The 23,091-nt window shown below is 37.7% G+C and carries 20 protein-coding genes; 16 read left to right on the top strand and 4 right to left on the bottom strand.

All coding sequences use genetic code 11. From position 1 onward, the window contains the following. Positions 1 to 48 precede the first annotated feature (48 nt). Together LG402_RS13525 and mlaA are read left to right on the top strand one after the other, a co-directional pair. Positions 49 to 945 carry an AAA family ATPase gene (locus tag LG402_RS13525; RefSeq protein ID WP_227335740.1) on the top strand — a complete coding sequence of 299 codons (897 nt, stop codon included), beginning with the start codon at positions 49 to 51 and terminating at the stop codon, positions 943 to 945. A gap of 207 nt (positions 946 to 1,152) precedes the next feature. Further along, positions 1,153 to 1,890, top strand: coding sequence for a phospholipid-binding lipoprotein MlaA (mlaA, locus tag LG402_RS13520; protein WP_166540754.1), 738 nt, complete (start codon positions 1,153 to 1,155; stop codon positions 1,888 to 1,890). 79 nt (positions 1,891 to 1,969) lie between these two features. Here the strand turns inward: mlaA and fadL are convergent, their stop codons facing one another. Then, a complete protein-coding gene (gene fadL / locus LG402_RS13515) occupies positions 1,970 to 3,325 on the bottom strand; it encodes a long-chain fatty acid transporter FadL (protein WP_227335739.1) in 1,356 nt (451 codons plus the stop codon). Positions 3,326 to 3,669: 344 nt separating this feature from the next. Between fadL and LG402_RS13510 the strand changes: the two genes are divergently transcribed. The 4 genes from LG402_RS13510 (at position 3,670) to sixA (ending at position 8,529) form a co-directional block, all read left to right on the top strand. Then, positions 3,670 to 3,966 carry a YfcZ/YiiS family protein gene (locus LG402_RS13510; RefSeq protein ID WP_082151772.1) on the top strand — a complete coding sequence of 99 codons (297 nt, stop codon included), beginning with the start codon at positions 3,670 to 3,672 and terminating at the stop codon, positions 3,964 to 3,966. Between the two features lie 235 nt (positions 3,967 to 4,201). Then, positions 4,202 to 5,506, top strand: a complete 1,305-nt coding sequence (gene fadI, locus LG402_RS13505; protein ID WP_109407283.1) for an acetyl-CoA C-acyltransferase FadI — start codon at positions 4,202 to 4,204, stop codon at positions 5,504 to 5,506. After that, the gene (fadJ, locus tag LG402_RS13500) at positions 5,506 to 7,665 is read left to right on the top strand and encodes a fatty acid oxidation complex subunit alpha FadJ (protein ID WP_413685596.1); all 2,160 of its coding nucleotides are present in this window, start codon (positions 5,506 to 5,508) and stop codon (positions 7,663 to 7,665) included. Before fadI ends, fadJ begins: the two co-directional genes overlap by 1 nt. Before the next feature lie 390 nt (positions 7,666 to 8,055). Further along, positions 8,056 to 8,529, top strand: coding sequence for a phosphohistidine phosphatase SixA (gene sixA, locus LG402_RS13495; RefSeq protein ID WP_109407281.1), 474 nt, complete (start codon positions 8,056 to 8,058; stop codon positions 8,527 to 8,529). A gap of 79 nt (positions 8,530 to 8,608) precedes the next feature. Here sixA and smrB read toward each other — a convergent pair whose 3' ends face one another. Further along, the gene (gene smrB, locus LG402_RS13490) at positions 8,609 to 9,151 is read right to left on the bottom strand and encodes an endonuclease SmrB (protein WP_166540750.1); all 543 of its coding nucleotides are present in this window, start codon (positions 9,149 to 9,151) and stop codon (positions 8,609 to 8,611) included. A gap of 644 nt (positions 9,152 to 9,795) precedes the next feature. On the opposite strand from smrB, the gene prmB reads away from it, so the two are divergent. From prmB to LG402_RS13455, 7 genes are all read left to right on the top strand, one after another. Next, on the top strand, positions 9,796 to 10,671 hold the full coding sequence (prmB, locus tag LG402_RS13485; RefSeq protein ID WP_264484603.1) for a 50S ribosomal protein L3 N(5)-glutamine methyltransferase: 876 nt from the start codon (positions 9,796 to 9,798) through the stop codon (positions 10,669 to 10,671). A 205-nt stretch (positions 10,672 to 10,876) separates the two neighbouring features. Further along, entirely contained in the window at positions 10,877 to 11,962 is a 1,086-nt protein-coding gene (aroC, locus tag LG402_RS13480; RefSeq protein ID WP_109407278.1) for a chorismate synthase, read from the top strand. A gap of 173 nt (positions 11,963 to 12,135) precedes the next feature. Further along, positions 12,136 to 12,936 carry a sulfite exporter TauE/SafE family protein gene (locus LG402_RS13475; RefSeq protein ID WP_072068644.1) on the top strand — a complete coding sequence of 267 codons (801 nt, stop codon included), beginning with the start codon at positions 12,136 to 12,138 and terminating at the stop codon, positions 12,934 to 12,936. A gap of 18 nt (positions 12,937 to 12,954) precedes the next feature. After that, entirely contained in the window at positions 12,955 to 13,509 is a 555-nt protein-coding gene (locus LG402_RS13470) for an elongation factor P hydroxylase (protein ID WP_166540749.1), read from the top strand. Positions 13,510 to 13,661: 152 nt separating this feature from the next. Further along, positions 13,662 to 13,934 carry a YfcL family protein gene (locus LG402_RS13465; protein WP_109407276.1) on the top strand — a complete coding sequence of 91 codons (273 nt, stop codon included), beginning with the start codon at positions 13,662 to 13,664 and terminating at the stop codon, positions 13,932 to 13,934. 327 nt (positions 13,935 to 14,261) lie between these two features. Beyond that, positions 14,262 to 15,158, top strand: a complete 897-nt coding sequence (locus LG402_RS13460; protein ID WP_227335737.1) for a hypothetical protein — start codon at positions 14,262 to 14,264, stop codon at positions 15,156 to 15,158. Positions 15,159 to 15,268: 110 nt separating this feature from the next. Next, positions 15,269 to 15,820, top strand: coding sequence for a GNAT family N-acetyltransferase (locus LG402_RS13455; protein WP_227335736.1), 552 nt, complete (start codon positions 15,269 to 15,271; stop codon positions 15,818 to 15,820). Between the two features lie 78 nt (positions 15,821 to 15,898). On the opposite strand, the gene mnmC is transcribed toward LG402_RS13455, so the two are convergent. Continuing rightward, on the bottom strand, positions 15,899 to 17,950 hold the full coding sequence (gene mnmC, locus LG402_RS13450; RefSeq protein WP_227335735.1) for a bifunctional tRNA (5-methylaminomethyl-2-thiouridine)(34)-methyltransferase MnmD/FAD-dependent 5-carboxymethylaminomethyl-2-thiouridine(34) oxidoreductase MnmC: 2,052 nt from the start codon (positions 17,948 to 17,950) through the stop codon (positions 15,899 to 15,901). A 205-nt stretch (positions 17,951 to 18,155) separates the two neighbouring features. Here mnmC and fabB point away from each other — a divergent pair, with 205 nt between their 5' ends. Continuing rightward, on the top strand, positions 18,156 to 19,367 hold the full coding sequence (gene fabB / locus LG402_RS13445) for a beta-ketoacyl-ACP synthase I (protein WP_227335734.1): 1,212 nt from the start codon (positions 18,156 to 18,158) through the stop codon (positions 19,365 to 19,367). A 563-nt stretch (positions 19,368 to 19,930) separates the two neighbouring features. Here the strand turns inward: fabB and LG402_RS13440 are convergent. Continuing rightward, a complete protein-coding gene (locus LG402_RS13440) occupies positions 19,931 to 20,851 on the bottom strand; it encodes a DMT family transporter (protein WP_227335733.1) in 921 nt (306 codons plus the stop codon). 121 nt (positions 20,852 to 20,972) lie between these two features. Here LG402_RS13440 and LG402_RS13435 point away from each other — a divergent pair, with 121 nt between their 5' ends. Beyond that, positions 20,973 to 21,755, top strand: a complete 783-nt coding sequence (locus LG402_RS13435) for an AraC family transcriptional regulator (RefSeq protein ID WP_109407270.1) — start codon at positions 20,973 to 20,975, stop codon at positions 21,753 to 21,755. A gap of 149 nt (positions 21,756 to 21,904) precedes the next feature. After that, positions 21,905 to 23,047, top strand: a complete 1,143-nt coding sequence (gene pdxB, locus LG402_RS13430) for a 4-phosphoerythronate dehydrogenase PdxB (protein WP_227335732.1) — start codon at positions 21,905 to 21,907, stop codon at positions 23,045 to 23,047. Positions 23,048 to 23,091 lie beyond the last annotated feature (44 nt).

Raw genomic sequence — 23,091 nt, 5'->3', positions numbered from 1 at the left:
TTTATTTTAAACTCCTTATCTGGTACAAAGAAAAGATAAGGATAAAAAATGTTTACTCCACAAGAAGTTGAACAACATACCCAATCGCTAACACAACTAATTGCAAATGCAGATCAAGCTATTACTGACGAAAATTTTGAGTATTTAATGAACTTTTATACTGAAAATGGCACGTTGGTGGTTAAAGATGATTTGCATGTTTCTGGTAAGCCTTCACTGAAAAAAGCATTTATGGCGATTGCCGAATTTTTTAATCACTCACTGCAAGTTTCTCAAGGTAAAGTAAAAGTTATTTTTGGTGAAGATTGTGCGCTTGTTTTAGCACAAACACTTTTAAGTGCAAATATGCCAAATGAAGGAAAGTTTAATACGGTAAGAGAAGCTACTTATGTTTTTAAACTTATTAATGACCAATGGCTTTGTGTTATTGATAACTCTTATGGTACTGATTTATTAAAATTATCTTCTGATGCTCGTTTGCATTTTTTCTGTGGAAAAATTGCTTCTGGTAAATCAACGTTAGCAAAATCATTTGCTAAATCACCCAGAACGGTATTAATCAATGAAGATGAATGGTTATCGCGACTTTATCCAAATCAAATAAAGACAGTAACTGACTATATTGAAAAAAGTGAGTTAGTGAAGAGTGTATTAAGCGAACATATTGCAGTTCTTCTTAAAGCTGGAAATACCGTTATTATGGATTTTCCGGCGAATACAGCGAAGCAACGACAATGGTTAAAATCATTAGCTGATAATACGGGAATGCCCTATTTATTTCATGTTTTGAAAGTAGAAAGTGCTGAGTGTAAAAAACGATTATCTTTACGTAATCAATCAGATGAGAACCCGTTTAAAACTACAGAAGTAGAGTTTGATTTTATCACAGAGCATTTTTCGTACCCTGTTCCAGAAGAGCGATTAGTGATAAAAGAATATAATTAAATAACATCATAGATTTTTATATTAGCCCATAATATTGGGCTAATATTGTAAATTAGCTCAATGGGATAATCCTAAAAACTGAATTATCTTATAAGATCAACGCCTAATAAAAGTACCACTTGTTATGCATTGACAGTATTATATATAGAGTTTATGAATATGCGAACTATGATGCTGCTCATCATAAGATAATTAGCGGAGAACATTATGAAGTATCGCCTGTGCGGTGTTGCTCTTTCAGTCGCCTTACTTTCAGGATGTGCAAGTACCCCTAATAATGGGGAGGGGCGCTCTGACCCATTGGAAGGGTTTAACCGCCAGATGTTTGATTTTAACTACTATGTTTTAGACCCTTATATCCTACGCCCCGTTGCTGTTGTTTGGCGTGACTATGTACCGCCACCAGCAAGAAATGGCTTATCTAATTTTCTCGGTAACTTAGAAGAGCCCGCTAGTATGTTAAATAGTGTATTGCGTGGCGATTTTGAAAAAGGAGCAAAACATTTTGGTCGTTTTTGGATCAATACAGTCTTTGGTATGGGTGGCTTAATTGATGTTGCTGGTATGTCCAAAGAAACGATGGAAAAAGAAGTTCCAATGCGATTTGGTAGTACATTAGGTCATTATGGTATGGATTATGGCCCTTATGTGGTTGTACCGGGCTATGGTAGCTTTACTGTCCGTGAAGAGGGTGGTGACTGGGCTGACTTAACGTATCCTATGCTGAGTTATTTAACGTTTTGGATGTCAGCCGGTAAGTGGGCATTAGAAGGCATTGAAACACGGGCACAATTGCTCGATTCCGATGCTATTTTGCAAAATTCGTCTGATCCTTACTTAATGATGCGAGAAGCTTACTTCCAGAGTAATGACTTCAAAGCTGGTACGGTAAAAGAGAACCCTAATGCGAAAGCGATTGAAGATGATTTAGATTCAATTGACTAATTTTTGTGGTTAGTTTTATGTATAAATAAAAAATGGTCTTAAAAAAGACCATTTTTTGTATAAAAAGCACAGTGAGAAATTAGAAACGGTAATTAAAGTTCATACCGTATAACCATGCTTTACCTGATGACTCGAATTCATAAGCAGGCAATGGCAGATCTTCAGATAATTTCTCTTTGATTGTGACTTTTTTACCATGCATATATGCTAAGCCAACATCAATAGACATATCTTTGTTAAATGCGTAGGTTGTACCCGCACTTAACCAGAAACGATCTTGGTCTGGAATGGAGATAGAACGTTTATCAGCAGGGACTGGGCTATCATCGAAAGCGATACCGGTACGGAATGTCCAGTTATCATCGTGATAATAGGTTGTACCTAAAGCCACACGCCATGCATCACGGAAGCCTTCTTCTTTCCTGAACAGTTGTTGACCATCACTCTTACGTGTGGCCTTTAACTCTTCGAAAGCACTCCAGCTTGTATAAGCAAAGTTATAGTGAACCGCCCATTTTGGCGCTACACGATGATAAGCGGCAAACTCCCAAATCTCTGGTAAGTTAAGATCAAGTTTACCTTTAATGGTTTCGCCGTTAGTACCTACAATTCCCATTCCTTCGAGTTGTGGAATTGAACGTAAGTCACTTTGGTATTCACCGTCTTTAAATTTCACTTTAACTTTAGAACGGTAAGTAAAGCTTATACGGTTGCCTTCGTCGAATTCATATAATAGACCGGCGTTCCAGCCAAAGCCCCATGCATCACCTTTCAATTGAGCAAAGCGATCACTTGGCGATAGGCTTGATAAATAACTGCCTAATTGTCCCATGCCCGGTTTTTGTGATACAGCACTACCTAAAACTTTACCCGCTTCACCAACATGGCGTGTAATTTCAGCGTCAGCATAAAGGGCATTTAAGCCTAAGCCGACACTGAATTGATTATTTACTCGATAACCTGCACTTAAGTTTAAGTTCATGGTTTTTAAATCGGTTTTACCACCAATAAGGCCTGCAGCATAATCCTTTTTAAAATCAGTCGCTAAGCCAAAGTTTGTTGTGCCTGAGGCACCAATCGCCCATTTATCATTAATAGGGGCAACAAAGTGGATATTAGGGACTAATGCACTTGGTGCGATATCACCAGCAGTAGTGCTAGTTCCTGTAAGTGGAGATTTACCTTTAATGTCGACGCTTGGATTAATATGGATAGCACCAACAGAGAATTCAGGACGATCAAACATAGTGAGTGCAGCTGGGTTACGGCTACCTACGCTTGCGTCATCGGCAATAACGCCTTCTCCTGAAAATGCACGCCCTAGTGCTGAAGTAGAATATTCATTTAACTGAAAACCGGCAGCACCTGCTTGAGAGGAGATAACACCTACCAAGGTAGCTAGTGCTGTGCGGGTAAACAGGTTTTTACGGTTCATGACCTAAACCCTCATAATTTTTTTAAGTTGTTACTTCTGATTAGAAGCGCTGGATTTTAGGTGCGGTTGTCGCTATGACAAATCAGACCAGTTGTTTAAGTATAAAGTTGAACACCCTAAATGTTGCAAGTATGTTTTACAAATATTACCGTTTTGATTTAATAATTGGGATTTACTTAACATTATTTTCACAAAATATCCCAATAAAGATATTTTTGATTGTTAAATAAACAGAATAATCAATTATTTTTGTAAAATTGTAAGATAATTTGAGCTAAAGCAGTTTATTTTATTTTTTTGCAATTATGATAGATAATTAACATTTCTTTCGTTGGGAGACTAAAATGGCAGACGCAATTAATCGTTGTAGTGCAGAAGAAACCGCTGCTTGCTGTTGTGTAGATGTGGGTACTATTATTGACAATAAAAATTGCACTGCGTCATATCAGCATGTCTTCGCTGATAAAGTAGAAGCGCAAGCAATGTTGGATCAACTCAGTGCAAAAGCACAATCTATCGCTTCAGAGCCTTGCAAAATTAATCAACAATTTGCTGATGTAGATGGTGGTGTTCAACTTACTGCTGATTTTACATTTTCGTGTGAAGCAGAAAACCTGATCTTCCAGTTAGGATTACGTTAATCCGCTGAAAATAAATAGATTTAAGGCTGTTGAAATTCAACAGCCTTTTTTATTGCCCACCATTGTGTTTTTACCCTTTCTATCGTTATTGTTGGGTTTCAGACATTCTATCGAAATAATGCGCGCTAACTCCCACTTCTCATAAAATGATGTTTCTGATAGGTGAAATTTTTGTTAACACTATTGTCAGGTCAGACCTCTTTGGTGTTAGGAACTCATTTTGTCAGGAGCCGTTATGAAGTCATCAACGAACAGTGCTATGAAAGATCGCATCGCCATTGTCAGCGGGCTACGCTTACCTTTTGCTAAACAAGCGACTGCGTATCGAGGAATACCTGCGGTTGAATTAGGGCGTTCAGTGGTTCAAGAATTAGTGACTCGCAATGAAATTCCTCCCGAAATTATCGATCAACTTGTTTTCGGACAAGTGGTTCAAATGCCAGAAGCACCGAATATTGCCAGAGAAATTGTACTCGGTGCTGGCTTAAGTGTAAAAACGGACGCTTACAGCGTTACAAGAGCATGTGCAACGAGTTTTCAAGCGATTGCAAATGTTGCTGAAAGCATGATGGCAGGGCATGTTTCTGTAGGTATTGCGGGTGGTGCAGATTCATCATCAGTTTTACCAATTGGTGTCAGTAAAAAATTAGCGGATGTCTTGTTAAGTCTTAATAAAGCAAAATCATTAGGCCAGCGTTTAAGTTATTTAAGTCAATTGCGGTTTCGTGATCTTCTCCCTGTTGCTCCTGCTGTGGCTGAGTATTCAACGGGATTACGTATGGGAGATACCGCTGAGCAAATGGCAAAGACTTATCATATTTCTAGAGTTGCTCAAGATGAATTAGCACATCGTTCTCATCAATTAGCCACTAAAGCATGGGAAATGGGAAAACTAGATAATGAGGTAATGACCGCTTTTTTCCCGCCTTACAAAGAAGGTTTTCATCAAGATAACAATATTCGTAAAAACTCCGTTCTTGATTCTTACGCCAAGTTAAAACCGGCTTTTGATCGTCGCCATGGTAGTGTTACTGCTGCAAACAGTACGCCATTAACGGACGGCGCAGCCGCAGTATTAATGATGAAAGAGTCAGTTGCAAAAAGCTTAGGCTATCAACCGATTGGTTATCTACGTAGTTATGCGTTTACTGCAACAGATGTCTGGAAAGATATGTTATTAGGACCATCTTATGCCACGCCACTTGCGCTTTCGCGCGCAGGCCTCTCTTTGAGTGATCTAACATTAATTGATATGCATGAAGCTTTTGCTGCGCAAACGTTGAGTAATTTGACGTTATTTGCGAGTGAACGATTTGCTAAAGAGCAATTAGGATTATCTAAGGCAATTGGAGAGGTGGATATGGATAAATTTAATGTGCTAGGTGGTTCTATTGCTTATGGACACCCATTTGCAGCAACTGGGGCAAGAATGGTGACACAGACGCTCCATGAGCTTAAACGCCGAGGTGGTGGGTTTGGGTTAACGACTGCATGTGCGGCTGGTGGATTAGGTGCAGCTATGATTTTGGAGGTGGAATAATGGAACAACAACAAACAACACTAGAAAAACCTTCCGTTTTCCAATTTTCAGTTCGTAACGATAAAGTCGGCGTTATAACAATTGATGTTATCGGCGAAAAAGTGAATACCTTAAAAGCTGAATTTGTACAGCAGTTCCAAGATGTTTTGAAACAAGCGCAACAACATTCTGGTGTAAAAGGATTAATTATCACATCAGGTAAGGCAGATAGTTTTATTGCTGGCGCTGATATCTCAATGATTGCGGGTTGCAAAACAAAAGAAGAAGCAAGTGCACTCGCAAAAGCAGGACAAGACCTTTTTACCCAACTTGAAAATTACCCATTACCCGTTGTTGCAGCTATCAATGGTGCATGTCTTGGTGGGGGACTTGAATTAGCATTGGCCTGCCACGGACGAATTTGTTCGGATAATAACAAAACACGTTTAGGGCTTCCTGAGGTGCAACTTGGGTTATTGCCCGGCTCAGGGGGAACTCAGCGTTTACCTCGTCTTATTGGTGTGACGTCGGCGTTAGATTTAATTTTAACAGGTAAACAAATCAATGCTAAACGAGCGTTGAAATTAGGTCTTGTTAATGATGTTGTTTCACAAGATATTTTATTAGATGTTGCAGCAAAATGGATTTTGTCGGGTAAAAAAGAGCAGAAAAAACATTCAATCATGGATCGTTTCTGGGCAAATACCACATTAGGGAGAAATATACTTTTTGGGCAAGCGAAAAAACGCGCATTAGCTAAGACAAAAGGGCATTATCCTGCAGTTGAACGTATTTTGCATGTAATAGAGCGTGGACTCGAAAAAGATATTCAAACAGGGTTTAAAGAAGAGGCAACTGCTTTTGGTGAGTTAGCGATGACACCAGTTTCATCGTCGTTAAGACATCTCTTTTTTGCTTCAACAACACTTAAAAATGAGACAGGTTCATCTCAAAAACCTGATGGTTTGCATCATATCGGTATTTTAGGTGGGGGATTAATGGGGGGCGGTATTGCTTTTGTTACTGCCACAAAGGGCAATTTACCTGCAAGGATCAAAGATATTAGCGATAAGGGAATTGCTCAAGCCTTAAATTATAGTTGGAAAGCGCTTTCGTCCAAGGTCAGTAAAAAAAGATTATCTGCACGTGAACGTCAACGCCAAATGAGCTTACTTTCTGGTTCATTGGATTACAGCGGTTTTCATCAATCCAACATTATTGTTGAAGCGGTGTTTGAAGATCTTGCTTTAAAACAGAAAATGGTGGCAGATATTGAAGATGTGGGGAAAGGTAAAATTATTTTTGCATCTAACACCTCTTCATTACCTATTCATGAAATTGCAAGAACAGCGAAATATCCAGAAAAAGTGATTGGGCTTCACTATTTTAGCCCTGTAGAAAAAATGCCATTAGTTGAAGTTATTCCACATGATAATACTAACGAAAAAACTATTGCAACAACGGTGGCTTTCGCTAAAAAGCAAGGTAAGGTTGCGATAGTTGTAGGTGATAAACCCGGATTCTATGTTAATCGTATTCTAGCTCCTTATATTAGTGAAGCATTGACCTGTTTAGTACAGGGTGAACCAATTGAAAATATTGATAAAGCACTCGTTCAATTTGGCTTCCCTGTAGGGCCTATTCAGTTATTGGATGAAGTTGGTATCGATATTGGTACAAAAATAACACCAATATTAGTGAATGCATTTGGTGAACGATTTGCTTCTCCACCTGCTGTTGATGCCATTATTGCTGATGATAGAAAAGGGCGTAAAAATGGCAGAGGTTTTTACCTTTATACAAAACATGTTCTGCCTTTTTCATTTGGAAAAAATAAAAAACAGCCCGATCCTACTATTTATCGTCTTTTACAAATTAAACCCAAAAGCCAATTGTCTTACTCTGAAATCACAGAACGTTGTTTGTTATTGATGCTAAATGAAGCAGTTCGTTGCTTAGATGAAAATATTATAAAACAACCTCGTGATGGTGATATTGGTGCTGTTTTTGGTATCGGTTTCCCTCCTTTCTTTGGTGGCCCTTTCCGTTATATGGATAGCATGGGAACAACAAAAGTAGTAGAAAAACTTAATCAACTTGCTGATAAATATGGTGAAAGATATCGTCCTTGTGAACGGTTAGTTGAAATGGCTAAACGAAATGAACGTTTTTATGACTAATTAAACCTCTATACCATTGCATTTTCCTTTTGTGACACTTGTTTAGATTGAGGCGCTTAGGCGCCTTTTTTCTTGTACTTTTTGCGTCAGATTAATAATTGATGAATTTTTAATGGAAAAAAGGGTCGAAAGTGTTAATGATAGCCAGATATGGCAATATAGTTATTTGAAAATAAATTTAAAAATGAAGTTTTTTAAAATAAAATCCTGAAAAATGACATGAAATTTGTAAGACAATGGCATGATTTTAAATAGGTGAATTATGCAATTGCAATTAGGACATTGGCGATTTGATATAAGAATATATTCATTTTATCTTGATTAGATTAATTATCTTAAAAACGTTAATGCCAGTAATTACAAAAAATAAAATAGGTTTAATAATTTACTATGCAAATTTTTATTATGCGCCATGGAGAAGCAGCGCTTGATGCTGCAAGCGACGCACTACGACCACTGACTGAGCGTGGAAGAAGTGAATCAATAAAGATGGCTGAATGGATGACAACGCAAGGGCATCCTATCGATTATGTTTTAGTTAGCCCTTATTTACGAGCTCAACAAACATTAGAGGCTGTAAAAACAGATTTAGCGCTACCAAGCAAAATAGAAACCGACGAAGGGCTTATTCCTGGTGGTAATCCTTCACATATTGCACATTATTTACGTGCTTTAGGAGATACAGGATATCAAAATATCTTGGTTATATCCCATTTGCCTTTAGTCGGCTATGTTGTGGCTGAATTGTGCCCTGCGGTGTGCGCGCCTATGTTTTCAACATCAACGATTGCTTGTGTTGATTTTGATTTGTCAAAAGGTGCAGGGGAGTTGCTATGGCAAGTCTCACCTTCAACATTGAAATAAATTAGTTCAATAAAAATAATTAACGCCTTATTTCACCATTCGGGTGATTTAAGGGTTAATGCTTGAGATAACTGATATATCAACGACGGGCAATATCATCATTTTCGACTAACACTAATAACGCGGCATCACCTCCCCATTCTTTTGGGGCTTGATGGAACGCAATGACATCTGGGTGCTGCGCTAACCAAAGTGGTGTTTGTTGTTTTAAAATATGTTTGCCATGTCCATGCATAATACAAGCACAGTAAACGTGCTCTCGCCTACAGGCTGCAATCAAAGCACCAATCTCTTGTTTGGCAATTAGTTGTGTTAAACCATGTAAATCTAGAAAAAACTCAGGAACATAATCGCCACGACGTAGTTTTTTCAACTCATAAGCATTTGCGCCTTCTCTTAGGTAGCGCATAGGGCCTTCTGTCGCTAAATTAGGTTGAAATTCATCAGAAAAATAATATGAAGCATCAACTTGTTCTTGTTGCAAACGTTCAATAGCGTAGTGTGTCACTTTTTTACGTTTTGGCGAGTGAAGTATTTTATCTTGAGGTAATTTCTTTGTACCTTTTATCATTTCCTGAAATAACTCAATTTCAGAAGGTGGCAGTGAAAATTTTTTATTCATTTTTTATGATTCTTCATAGTGTTACTGTTTTTATAAGGCAATAGTACATGAAATAGTGTCAGAGATAAAAAAGTATAGGTTATAAATTTGGCATAAAAAAAGGCAGGGTATCTACCCTGCCGAAATAGTCACATAGCTAGCAAATACGAGGTGATTAACAAGTTGCTTTGCTCAGAATATCTGTGGAACATAAACTTTTTTATATCTTAAGCTTGCGGTAAAACTAAGATAAAAAGATATCAAAAAGAGTTTTCAAAAATTATGTATTTGTTATCAAGTGACTGCATATTGAATGAAAAACATCTCTAGGCGCATATTGGTATACAGTTAATTCTTTCATGTATTAAGTATGGTTCGTTTTTAATTTCTTGCTAATGAAAGTTAAATTAAAAGTATAAAATATCAAATTTTAATTTTAAGTAGTTCGTATATTTTGCTTTTTATTCTATGACTGAAGTATAAAACCATAATAAGTGTGTTGATATAAGCCGTAGTGATAACGTTGTTATGTTTTTTTACGGTTTCCCGCTGATTTATCACCATCTTCATGGCAAACTACAGACTTTCTATTTCTTCAGAGGACAACCATTTTGGATATAACACTAAAAGAGGAAGCAGTTGCTGATTTAAGCACTATCCTAGATATGCTACGTTGGGCTATGAGTCAGTTTAATTCATCTGACATTTATTATGGTCATGGCACAGATAACGCATGGGATGAAGCATTACAGCTTGTATTACCAACTATTGCACTTCCTTTAGATATTCCAGATGCGCTGTTATCGACTAAATTAACAACCTCTGAAAAAATGGAAATTATTACTCTGATTGAAAGTCGAATTGAGGAAAAGATCCCTGTTCCTTATTTAACTCATCGAGCTTGGTTCTGCGGTCATGAATTTTATGTTGATGAACGTGTGCTTATTCCTCGTTCCCCTATTGGTGAATTAATCAATAACCATTTTGATGGTTTAATCCAGCAAGAGCCAACACGTATTCTTGATTTATGTACCGGAAGTGGTTGTATCGCCATTGCATGTGCTCATGAATTTGAAGATGCGGAAGTGGATGCGGTTGATATTTCTGTAGATGCTCTGGAAGTGGCAGAATTTAATATTGAAAACCACGGCCTGGCTCATCGTGTTTACCCAATGCAATCTGATTTATTTAACGCTATTGTTCCAACGCCTTACGATATTATTGTGACGAATCCGCCTTATGTTGATGTTGAAGATATGGGCGATTTACCAGATGAATACCAAGTTGAACCAGAATTAGCATTGGCATCAGGTATTGATGGTCTTGATATTACACGCCAAATTTTACTAAAAGCGCCTGAATATTTAAGTGAAAAGGGTGTTCTTGTGTGTGAAGTAGGAAACAGCATGGTTCATCTTATCGAACAATTCCCAGACGTTCCGTTTACATGGCTTGAGTTTGATAATGGTGGGCTTGGTGTCTTTATGCTAACTCGCGAACAGCTTGTCGAACATTCAGAACGTTTTTCTAGAGCGAATTGACCTTTGATGGTCATTGTTAATATCAATCAATGACCATCATTGTTGAACAGGTTGCTTTACATGCTTCTCTTGCTGTAAAAATAAGCAGAAAAGTTTAACACGTCTTACTGATAATCGTTGATGTAACAGCAATGAGACGGTAGATTGTTATTTATTGCAAATAACATATTGATAACATCACACAGTAAAAGATAGGAATAAAGGGATGGCAGGAAACAGTATCGGACAATTATTCAGAGTGACGACTTTCGGTGAGTCTCATGGTGTTGCATTAGGTTGTATTGTTGATGGTGTGCCTCCTGGATTACCTTTAACAGAAGCCGATTTACAAGTTGATTTAGATAGACGTAGACCCGGAACTTCACGCTATACCACACAACGTCGTGAGCCTGATCAAGTTCGTATTTTGTCGGGTGTATTTAATGGCGTCACTACAGGAACTAGCATCGGTTTGTTGATTGAAAACACTGACCAACGCTCTCAAGATTACAGTGAAATCAAAGATGTTTTTCGTCCTGGTCATGCTGATTATACCTACGAACAAAAATATGGTTTACGTGATTATCGTGGTGGTGGACGCTCTTCTGCTCGTGAGACAGCTATGCGTGTTGCCGCAGGTGCAATTGCAAAAAAATACCTAAAAGAGAAATTAGGTATCGAAGTTCGAGGTTACCTATCTCAATTAGGGCCAATTACGTGTGATCTTGTTGATTGGTCTATTGTCGAAAGTAATCCATTTTTCTGTCCTGATCCTTCGCGTTTAGATGCACTTGATGAATATATGCGCGCACTTAAAAAAGAAGGCAATTCTATTGGTGCAAAAGTCACCGTTGTTGCTCAAGGCGTACCTGCTGGATTTGGTGAACCTGTCTTTGATCGACTAGATGCTGATTTAGCACATGCTTTGATGAGTATTAATGCCGTTAAAGGTATTGAAATTGGTGATGGTTTTGGTGTTGTAACATTAAAAGGTACAGAGAACCGAGATGAAATCACCAAGAATGGTTTTACCAGTAATCATGCTGGTGGGATTTTAGGGGGAATTAGCAGTGGTCAGCCTATTGTTGCACATATCGCATTAAAACCGACCTCCAGTATCACGATTGCAGGCAAAACAATTAATCGTGACGGTGAGGAAGTCGATATGATAACTAAGGGGCGTCACGATCCTTGTGTGGGAATACGCGCTATTCCAATTGCAGAAGCGATGATGGCAATTGTATTACTCGATCATGCATTGCGTCAGCGTGGTCAGTGTGGTGATGTTGTGCCACCTTTAATGCAGTGGTAATCATTCTACATCAATAACGTGATTGATAAGCTGTAGTAAGTTTGATGTTAGCTTTAAAGGTGTGAGCGCCTAATTTTATTATGCTCAGACTGTGTTGCTGTTACTCTCTTCAAAATAAATAAACGAAAGAGACAGCAACACGTCCTTTCATTTCTGATAATTCGGATAGATAAATGGATTGGCTCTTTTCAGATGGCATCTACCTTCTTCTCTTCTTTGTCGCTTTAATTGCGGGTTTTATCGATTCAATTGCTGGTGGCGGCGGTTTAATTACTATTCCTGCTTTACTTTCGGTCGGTATTTCACCAGTACAAGCGCTTGCAACCAATAAACTGCAATCTGTTGGTGGTTCATTTTCTGCAACACTCTATTTTATACGTCGCAGGGTTATTGATTTAAAATCCCAACGATTTGCGATTTTAATGACCTTTATTGGTGCGGTTTCTGGCGCTATGTTGGTGCAATTTATTAATCCAGAGGTTCTGAAACAAGCACTTCCAATTCTCACTATTGCTATTGGTCTTTATTTTCTTCTTACTCCGTCAATTGGTGCTCAAGACAGTAAACAACGTATTGGTTACTATACATTTGGTGCAATATTAGGCGGAGGTGTGGGTTTTTATGATGGTATTTTTGGACCTGGTACAGGTTCTTTTTTCGCTTTAGGTTATGTCATGTTACTTGGATATAATCTCTCAAAAGCGACTGCCCATGCTAAGTTACTCAATTTCACCTCTAATTTTGGATCCCTACTATTTTTTATTATTGGTGGGCAAGTTATTTGGACTCTTGGTTTAGTTATGCTTTGTGGGCAATTTATTGGTGCTCGCTTAGGTGCAGGCTTGGTTTTAACGAAAGGGCAAAAATTAATAAGGCCTATGCTGGTCATTATCTCCTTCTTGATGAGCATCAAACTCATTAATGACAATCATGGCGATACTATTGCACTTTGGTTCTCTGCACTTTTTAATTAGGAATAAATGGTTTTTTAAATGTCAGCACATCATTACCAACAGTTAATTGATATCTTTAATCAATGTTTTAGCGAAAGTTTTCAAACCCGTTTAATCAAAGGGGATGATGAGCCGATTTATTTGCCAGCAAATGAAGAGACACCTTATCACCAAATCATTTTTGCTCATGGCTTTTATGCGAGTGCATTACATGAAATATCACACTGGTGTATTGCAGGCGCGGCTCGTCGTCAACAAGTTGATTATGGTTACTGGTATTGCCCCGATGGACGCGACGAAACGACGCAAGGGCAGTTTGAGGCGGTAGAAATTAAACCTCAAGCACTGGATTGGTTATTTTGCCAAGCTGCGGGTTATCCTTTTAATGTCAGTTGTGACAATCTAGAAGGTAACTTTGAGCCTGATCGCTATGAGTTTAGAAACAAGGTCAGAGAACAAGTGCTTGCTTATTTACGAGATAAAAACACGCCACCTCGTGCTCAGCTATTTATTAATGCGTTACATTTGTTTTACAATACCCCTGAGCTAACGGAAGAGATGTTTCCTTATCAGGAAAACCCTTTAGTTAATTAAGGATTGCGAGAATAACTATCGCTTATCCACTGTGAAGGTTTTACCCGATAGGGTGGAGTCTGATGTAGTAAGGTTGCTGTATCATACGTTTTCTGCATTGATAATGCAGTGTAGATACTGAATACAGCAACATTATATATTGAGGATAAATAATGCTTTCTGAGTATGAAACGTACTTGTTAGATAGAATTGACAGCCGTGTTGAACATGCCACTGACGATGAGTTATTTGCTGGTGGATATTTACAAGGCCATATAACACTGGCTATTGCTGAGCTTGAGCAAGAAAACAACACACAATTAGAAGCGCTAAGAGCGCGTGTGGAAGAAAGCATTCAAAAGGCAATAAAAGCAGGTGAGCTATCGCCACCTGATCAAGTATTAGTATTATCTACGTGGCACGATTTAGTTAATTCAATTAATTAATTCTATATGTCTACCTAAGAGAACAACCGGCACAATCGGTTGTTTTTTCTTTCTTAAAATCTTATTAACATAATGACACTTAAGTCATATTTAGGATATTTGCTGTTGAAAAAGGTGAGTGTTTAGTCAAAAATCAATCCTCACTATTTATCAATTGTTTTTATTTGATTTTTCAAAGTCGATGTATCTCTCATTGATTAAGCATAATAGTGCTATCTTTTGTAACACCTTGCCATTTCTGTAAAATTACTTTTAAATGTTTTTTAGGAATGTTTCTCGGGATGCAAATGATTTGCATAGAATATTTATGATAAGGATAACGATACGATGAAAAATTTCTTTAAAATAAGCCTACTTACAAGCGCCATTTTATTTTTGTCTGCTTGTGATCAAGTTGATTTAGATAATAAAAAAAATAAATTTTATTACAGTAATCCAAGCGAAAATATGATCAGCTTTAGTGTTGATGGTAAAGAATATCAGGTTGAACCTGGTAAAAATGGCTATATTACATTGTCGCCTGGTGAGCATAACTTAAAAGACAGTGCAGGCAATAATGCCCTTTTTATGATTTATGACAACAATAATGGTGGCATATTAAACCCTGATAATTTCATGTACTACACCCTTTCTGAAGTGTATGCCGTGAAAGGAAAAACAGACCAATTTAAAACGGTTGACTACCCACTGATTATTAATGGTTACGAGTTTGAACTCCCCGTACGTAGCACTAATGCTACATTAATTGATGGTAATACCTTTCAATGTACCTACCCTCTAGGCGAGCCATTTCCTAATGAAATTCGTACACGCAATAAAAATAATGACGGTGGTATAAAAAATAAGTGTTTTGATAAACCAGAATTTATTAAATATATTTCTGCTGAGTACGCTAAAGATTTAAATCCATTTACACAAGAAGATGAGTATAACGATTCGGTGAATCTCAATTTAGATTACATGCTACCGACGGCAGAATTTACTGATCCCGATATTCAAGCAGAAGCAGAAGAGCTTGTGTCGCTTTTAAATCAAATTCAGGAAAGTGAAGATCCAAAGATCCACAACGCATTAAAAGATAAACTTTATAAGGCGACATTGGCAGTCTCTAATGCGTATGCTAATAGGGCTGTAAAGGACTCGGTAGAAGATAATAAATATTACACACGTTTTATTGAGGCGAGTGGTCAGTTTCAATCTTATGGTATTTTACCGAAAGATTAAAATAGCTGAAAAAGTAGTCATCAATTTAGTGTTAATGTAAGCCATCCAATAGGATGGCTTTTTAATAAGTTTAACTATCAAAGTATTAAAGTATAGAACTGGAAATAGATATGACGATCACACAAAATAAAATAAAAAATAATGGTATTACACTTCGCCAAACACAAATTGATGATGCCATTAAATTACCTACGATTGAGCAATCTGCAGGGCAACTTTTTAGCATATTAGAAGACTTAAAGTGGATCAGCGAAAGTGATGTCCAAGGGGTTGAAACACATCTAGAATTTATTAACCAACATGAACATTGGGTCGCGGTTAATCACGACAATGAACCTGTGGGATTTATTATGACGCAAGCATTGACTGATAGTTCATTTATTCATGAACTCTCTGTCAGCCAAGATTGGCAAAATAACGGAATTGGTAAATTACTTATTCAAAAAGTCAAAGATGAAGCAAAGGCGCGCCAATTCAGTACCGTTACATTGACAACATTTCGTCATGTTCCTTGGAATGCACCGTATTATCAACGCTTAGGTTTTTCTATTTTGCCAGAAAATGAAGTTCCACACTCTTTGCAAGAAATCTTAGACGATGAAGTTGAAAGAGGGGGATTCGTGAAAGAAACGCGCTGTGCAATGAAATGTAAGATTTATTAGTTCATAACATTAAAAAATAATAACGTTAAAATAAGCAACCTAAAGCGGTTGCTTATACACTAACGGGAAAAGCTACTTTTACTTTTTTACTTCAATCGGTTTTCCGCGTAGTAAAGGCCTTACCCAAAAACGATTAGGGTGTAAGGCATTCAACACACTATCTTCAACCGGGAAGGGTTCATCAAAAATTTGGCTTGCGAGAATTTCGGCTGATAACGGTGCTGAACATAATCCACGAGAGCCTAATGCACTGATGATATAAAGCTGATGATAAGCAGGCGCTAAAACGGGCGTTTGTCTTCTACGCTTAAACCTATCTAAATGGGTATATGCTAATAGCAAGTTTTCAAAGTTGGGTACTTCACCTAATAGCGGTAGATGATCGCGTATCGTACAACGAATACCGACTCGTGCATTGTTTTGGCTAAAATCAACATCAAAGCACCAAGGTGTTTTGGCTAAACAGTGCGTAAGATGATATTGATTGTCTTCTTGCTCCTCACTGGAAACCGTCAAATCTAACCTATCTCTGCGAAAGCTTGCGCCAACACAATGCAAATGATCTTGATTATCAACTGGCGTAAAATAGCCATCATAACAAAGCACTGTTTTTAATTTTGATAGTGTATTTGTTGTTGGAATATGACTAACTTGGCCTCTAACCGCACTAATCGGTAACTTGGCACTTTGGGTAAAGTCGGTAATTCGATGTCCATTTGCCAAAATTACGCAATCATGTTGTGATTGAATTTGTGTCACATGATTATCGTTACGATGAACGATATTTAAGCTCCAAGATGAGTCATGTTGCATTATCTGCGTAACTTGATGATTAAATTGCAATATTAAACCCAATTGTTGAGCATATTTTAGTGCTTGAGTGGTTAATTCAGTGGGAGAAAGCCAGCCAGCTTGCGGGTAAAAAATCCCTTCGTAATTAATATCTAACCCGCACTGGGTATTTATCTCATCTTGAGAAAGGTAACAAGCTATTTCGTGAAAAGATGCAGAATGATTAATTATTCGTTCTGCTTTTTTTCGCACTCTATCATTATAAATAAGTTGAGCAACACCAGACCATTGGTGAGAAAACATAATGCCAGCTTGGTTTAGATTGTCATAAGCACGTCGAGCAAATAAGAATGCGGTTGTAAAAAATTGCTCTATTTCGTCTGACTTACCATTTAACAAAGGGTATAAAACACCTTGTCGATTACCTGATGCATTTGTTGCGGGCTGTTTACCTTCACAATATAAGGTGACTTTAGCGCCTCTTCTTAAGCAAGAAAGTGCGATAAAGGTGCTAGCAATACCACCACCTATGATAGCGATATCTTGTGCTTGTGTTGCATGAGGTCGTGCATAATAAGGTAGGTATTCGGGGGAGGATGAATGAGGGAATACACCTGTCAACATCTCTCTTTTTTGCCCAAATCCTTTGATTTTTTTTATCTCAAACCCAACACTTTGCAAACCTCGTTTTACAATACCGGCAGCAGTAAATGTCGAAAATGTACCATTTTCTCTCATTGAATCTGCCATGGATTGAAAGAGTGTTTCACTCCACATTTGTGGATTTTTAGAAGGGGCAAAGCCATCGAGAAACCATGCATCTACTTTATTGCGTAGTGCTTGGCGAGTTTGCGGTAACAAGGTGTTGATATCACCAAACCATAAATCTAGTGTGATTGCCCCATCTGCGAGAATAATACGGTGGCAACCAGCGATAGGTAATGGCCATTGAGAACAAAGTGCTTTTGAATATTTTTCAAGTTCAGGCCAATGGCAATGCGCGGATTGTAAATCATTTTTTGTGAGAGGGAATTTTTCAAAGCTAACATAGTGAAGGCGCTTTAAACATGCGTTGGGTGATGTTTGTCTAAATTGCTCAAACGCTTGCCACAGTGTTAAAAAATTCAGTCCAGTACCAAACCCTGTTTCTGCAATAACACATTCAGAGCGTACATGTGTACCAAAACGTAATGGAAAATGATTTCCCTGTAAGAATACGTGTCTTGTTTCTTCTAGGCCGTCTTGGTTTGAAAAGTAAATATCGCCAAATTGTTCTGAGATAGGCGTACCAAGTTCATTCCAACTTAAAGATGCGGTATTTATCGGGCTATTATTCACGGAACTGCCTGTATTTCTCCAAAAAATTGTCTAATATCTTAGCGCTGTTAGCTAGGTTGTACCAGCCTTTAAGGGGAAACTGTTTTATCAGCTTATCTGCATTTTTGTAAAAAAGATCCTGATCGGACTTGTTCAGCGTACAACTGTACGCTAGAGTGCTACTCAGAAATCCCGCAGCTACAACTATTATTGTAAAGAGGTATGAATGAAGCGCGCAGTGATCACGGGTCTGGGTATTGTTTCGAGCATTGGTAATAACCAGAAAGAAGTGCTGGATTCTTTAAAGGAAGGCCGTTCCGGGATAACTTTCTCAGAAGAATTTAAAGAGATGGGGCTTCGTAGCCACATTTGGGGCAACGTTAAGCTTGATACTGAAGGTCTTATTGACCGTAAAATCCGCCGTTTTATGAGCGACGCATCGGTTTATGCCTATTTATCTATGCAAGAAGCGATAGCAGATTCAGGTCTGAGTGAAGACCAAGTTTCTAATATTCGTTCAGGTTTAGTCGTAGGATCTGGTGGTGGTTCTCCACGTAACCAAGTCCAAGGTTCTGATGGCATGAGAGCAAAAGGTCTACGTGGCGTAGGTCCTTATATGGTGACTCGTGCAATGGCATCGGGTGTTTCAGCGTGTTTAGCAACACCTTTTAAAATTAAAGGCGTTAACTATTCAATCAGTTCTGCTTGTTCAACATCAGCACACTGTATTGGCCACGCCGTTGAGCTTATCCAATTAGGCAAACAAGATGTTGTGTTTGCAGGTGGTGGCGAAGAATTAAGTTGGGAAATGACCTGCGAATTTGACGCTATGGGCGCACTTTCAACGAAATATAACGAAACACCAAGTAAAGCTTCCCGTACTTACGATAAAAACCGTGATGGTTTTGTTATCGCTGGTGGTGGCGGTATTGTGGTTGTTGAAGAGTTAGAACACGCATTAGCGCGTGGTGCACATATTTATGCTGAAGTTGTAGGCTATGGTGCAACTTCCGATGGCGCAGATATGGTTGCTCCTTCTGGTGAAGGTGCTGTGCGTTGTATGCAAATGGCAATGCAAGATGTTGAGAAAGTTGATTACATCAATACACATGGTACTTCAACGCCAGTTGGTGATTTAAAAGAACTTGAAGCTATCACTGAAGTATTTGGTACACATACACCAGCTATTTCAGCCACTAAAGCGATGACCGGTCACTCATTAGGTGCGGCTGGTGTACATGAAGCAATTTATAGCTTATTGATGTTAGAGCATGGTTTTATTGCACCAAGCATTAATATTGAAGCATTAGATGATAAAGCACTGGGTATGAATATTATTACTCAGCCAACAGAACAAAAGTTAAACACTGTAATGTCAAATAGCTTTGGTTTTGGTGGTACTAATGCTTCATTAGTAATGAGCAAATATAAAAACTAGTTAGTTATACTTATATTTTCTTATTAAAAAAGGCAGGCTTCATTTTAATGGAGACTGCCTTTTTATTTTAAATTCACAAGTTAAAATAAATTATTATTCTAATAAAGATACTTTTTGAATAAAAACTATTTAAAAAAGATTATATAAATAATCTTTAAAAATACCCCTTCTAATAGTTACCTGTTTTATTATTCTAATAAAATAGACGGTTTTTTATAACTAATTGTTTTAAATAATTAAATGAAATTAATCGTGTTTTATTTCAATCGTTTAATTTAATTGTAACTAAAATCATTAAATGTTTTGTTTTATATGGAGTTAGGTTAATAGAAAGGACTAATAGGACAAAAAGAGCTGAAAAAAATTGATCTGGATTATTTTATTACAAATAAGTAGAAGCTATTTAATATAAAAGTTGGTAATGTTTGCCACGGATACTTGTATTACTTTATATTTTATACTTTGATTTCTTATGTCAGTTTTATTTATAAAACCTAACATCATGATGTGACCGGCTAAGAATTTAGCCGGTATTTTTTTATTGTTGTCTTTTTGACATTGACTCACATCTCCTGATGACAATCTGCTTTTTTCGTTGCAGACTGACGTCGGAAATTCAGTGGTGTTCTCAGTTGTTGCACTAAGAGCACACCCAATAACACAATACCACCACCCACTAAATGATAACTATGCATTTCTTCACCAAGAAGTGTGATAGCAATCATTGCTGTAAATAATGGCATTAGGTTCATAAAAATAGAGGTTGTATTCGCACCTAATTTCATCACACCTAAGATCCACAGGTAAGGAGCAAGAATAGAAGCACCAATCCCCGCGAAAATCACTAATCCAATATTGTCTTTCGTTAATGCCACGCTTTCGGCAAGAAAGAAGTTTGGTAATAATAACAGAACACCAAACCCAATTTGAACATAAAGTGATTGCCAATTAGGTAGTGCGATAGACCACCGTTTTGTTAAAACGCCATAAAGTGCGTATGATGCCGAAGCAATAAACATCATTAGCTCGCCATATCCCAATCCTTGAGAAAGTAACTGGGTCGGTTCTCCACGACTAATTAGCCAGACCAAACCACTAATTGAAAGCACAGTACCGAGCACTATTCCGACAGTAGGCACAACGCGTAAAACAAAAATACTGATAATAACCGTCAGTAATGGGATCAACGAGTTCAAGATGCCCATAAATGTGGCGCTAACATAATGTGCAGCATAATAAGCCAAACTCTGGTACATCACCATTCCTAATGCACCAAGAATAAATAATTTCCACCAATATTGTTTGACGGTTTTACGATGGTGCCAAACAGGCATGATCAAAAAAGGCGTCATAATTAAAAAGGCGAGAAACCAACGATAAAAAGAGATAGCCGCAGGATCGATAACAGACGCAGCTGCTTTATTGACGACGGCATTAATGGACCAGATCAGTACTGCTAAAAACGGAAATATTGCGTTTTTCATTGTTCTCACATCTATTTTTAAACCAGGTTGCTATTGTAAGCTTGTCTGATTAGATATATATAATGAAAACCAGACAACAGATAGGCCAATAAAGACAACATGACAAGAGAACAACATAAAGATGACAATTGAACAACAAAAAATGCAATGGTTATTGTCTGATCCAGATACAGTGCGATTTCGTGATGAGCAGCTATTAGCTGAAACCGAGTTTGTTTATCATCAACATGACTTTGGTCAGTTGCTTTATGTGATTTCTGGTGTCATGGATTTAGAAGCAGGAGGACAGCGGTTTTTAGCACCCCCTGAATTTAGTGTGTGGATCCCTAAAAATGTAGGGCATGCTAGTTATAATAAAAAGACACTCTCTTTTAAGGTGCTAGATATCGCACCAAGTTGGTGTGAAGGTTTGTTAGATAAACCGTGTTTAATTCAATTAAGTGCTATTTTTTCAACTATATTTTCTGATTTCTTTCATCGTGGTGTCTGTAAACCACAAACAGAAGAAGATTTTCGCTTAGCGCAAGTGTTGATAGATCAACTTAAAGCTTCACCGATTCATCATACATACTTACCTTCTTCTAAAGATAAATTACTTGCCCCAATACTTTCTGCATTAGAGCAGGACCCAGCTGATAATACTTCGTTAGAAGAATGGGCTAAAAAACGTTATACCTCAGAGAGAACACTTTCTCGTCGTTGCCAACAAGAATTAGGCATGTCTTTTAGTGAATGGCGTAAGCGCTTACGTTTTTTACATGCAATTTCTTTATTAGAACAAGGAAAAAGTGTGAATGAAATTGCGTTTGATGTGGGATACAGCTCTTCGTCTACATTTATTGCAATGTTTCAACAATTTGCTGGCACAACGCCAGAACGTTTTCGTCGATTACCCAATTGCTAAGTCTTCTTTTCATATATTTACTTAAAATCTAGGCAGATTTTACTGTCAATAATAGGCTTTGTTGTTAATAAGTGGCAAAATAGACCGCTTAAATTTATTTTTTGATTGATTGTTTACACACATAAATACCAAATCAGTGAGATAACACAGTGAAAATTCTGGTTGATGAAAACATGCCTTATGCGGAACAGCTTTTCCGCCAATTAGGTGAGGTAAAAGCGGTTTCTGGTCGTCCTTTACCTATTGATGAACTTAATGATTCTGATGCCTTAATGGTGAGATCGATTACTAAAGTCAATGAATCCTTATTATCAGGCAAGCCAGTGAGATTTGTTGGAACGGCAACGGCCGGTTTTGACCATGTGGATATTGCATGGTTAGAGCAACAACAAATTGGTTTTTCATCAGCACCAGGTTGTAATGCTATTGCTGTTGTAGAATATGTATTTTCTGCACTGATGATGCTCGCAGAGCAAGATGGCTTTCAATTAGTCGATAAAGTTGTTGGTATTGTGGGCGTGGGTAATGTCGGAGGGCGATTAGCGACACGTTTACGTGCATTGGGTGTCAATGTATTACTTTGCGATCCACCTAGAGCAGATAACGGTGATAATGAAGAATTTTATTCATTGGAAACGCTATTAGAAAAAGCGGACATTCTGACTTTCCATACACCTCTCAATAAATCAGGTCCATACAAAAGTTATCATTTGATAAATGAGAACAACCTCGAAAAATTACCTGAAGGACGTATTTTAATTAATGCGAGCCGTGGTGAGGTTGTTGATAATCAAGCACTATTATCTGTACTTGAGAAAGGTAAATCCTTACGTGTGGTATTAGATGTTTGGGAGCCAGAGCCTGATCTCTCTATTGAATTATTAAATAAAGTCGATATAGGCACTCCACATATTGCGGGTTATACCTTAGAAGGTAAAGCGCGCGGTACAACACAAGTATTTGAAGCTTACTGTGATTTTATTGGACAGCCTCAACAAGTTGAATTATCAACCTTGTTGCCAGCACCGACTATTTCAACAATTTCAGTACAAGGTGAGCTAACACAAACGTTATTAAAACAACTGATCCACCTTGTTTATGATGTGCGTCGAGATGATGCACCATTACGAAAAGTGGCCGGTGTAAAAGGAGAGTTTGATAAATTACGCAAACTTTATCCTGTACGCCGTGAATGGTCTTCACTACATGTAATTTGTGATAACCAAACCACGGCCAATACATTAAGTGCGATTGGTTTTAGTGCTACATACAAAAGTGCTACACGCAAATAAAGCACAACATTATTTTTAAAATTTTATGGTATTGGAGGATATCT

The sequence above is a fragment of the Proteus sp. NMG38-2 genome, from assembly GCF_020640995.1.
In the GTDB taxonomy this organism is placed as follows: Bacteria; Pseudomonadota; Gammaproteobacteria; order Enterobacterales; family Enterobacteriaceae; genus Proteus.
This window is presented reverse-complemented; position numbering and strand designations above follow the sequence as displayed.

Coding starts and splice junctions, on each gene's coding strand:
- LG402_RS13460 (WP_227335737.1), top strand. CDS start 14,262: ATGAAAAATTTCTTTAAAATAAGCCTACTTACAAGCGCCATTTTATTT.
- smrB (WP_166540750.1), bottom strand. CDS start 9,151: ATGAATAAAAAATTTTCACTGCCACCTTCTGAAATTGAGTTATTTCAG.
- LG402_RS13465 (WP_109407276.1), top strand. CDS start 13,662: ATGCTTTCTGAGTATGAAACGTACTTGTTAGATAGAATTGACAGCCGT.
- LG402_RS13470 (WP_166540749.1), top strand. CDS start 12,955: ATGTCAGCACATCATTACCAACAGTTAATTGATATCTTTAATCAATGT.
- LG402_RS13455 (WP_227335736.1), top strand. CDS start 15,269: ATGACGATCACACAAAATAAAATAAAAAATAATGGTATTACACTTCGC.
- fadL (WP_227335739.1), bottom strand. CDS start 3,325: ATGAACCGTAAAAACCTGTTTACCCGCACAGCACTAGCTACCTTGGTA.
- LG402_RS13440 (WP_227335733.1), bottom strand. CDS start 20,851: ATGAAAAACGCAATATTTCCGTTTTTAGCAGTACTGATCTGGTCCATT.
- LG402_RS13475 (WP_072068644.1), top strand. CDS start 12,136: ATGGATTGGCTCTTTTCAGATGGCATCTACCTTCTTCTCTTCTTTGTC.
- aroC (WP_109407278.1), top strand. CDS start 10,877: ATGGCAGGAAACAGTATCGGACAATTATTCAGAGTGACGACTTTCGGT.
- fadJ (WP_413685596.1), top strand. CDS start 5,506: ATGGAACAACAACAAACAACACTAGAAAAACCTTCCGTTTTCCAATTT.
- sixA (WP_109407281.1), top strand. CDS start 8,056: ATGCAAATTTTTATTATGCGCCATGGAGAAGCAGCGCTTGATGCTGCA.
- LG402_RS13525 (WP_227335740.1), top strand. CDS start 49: ATGTTTACTCCACAAGAAGTTGAACAACATACCCAATCGCTAACACAA.
- fabB (WP_227335734.1), top strand. CDS start 18,156: ATGAAGCGCGCAGTGATCACGGGTCTGGGTATTGTTTCGAGCATTGGT.
- LG402_RS13435 (WP_109407270.1), top strand. CDS start 20,973: ATGACAATTGAACAACAAAAAATGCAATGGTTATTGTCTGATCCAGAT.
- mlaA (WP_166540754.1), top strand. CDS start 1,153: ATGAAGTATCGCCTGTGCGGTGTTGCTCTTTCAGTCGCCTTACTTTCA.
- fadI (WP_109407283.1), top strand. CDS start 4,202: ATGAAGTCATCAACGAACAGTGCTATGAAAGATCGCATCGCCATTGTC.
- LG402_RS13510 (WP_082151772.1), top strand. CDS start 3,670: ATGGCAGACGCAATTAATCGTTGTAGTGCAGAAGAAACCGCTGCTTGC.
- prmB (WP_264484603.1), top strand. CDS start 9,796: ATGCTACGTTGGGCTATGAGTCAGTTTAATTCATCTGACATTTATTAT.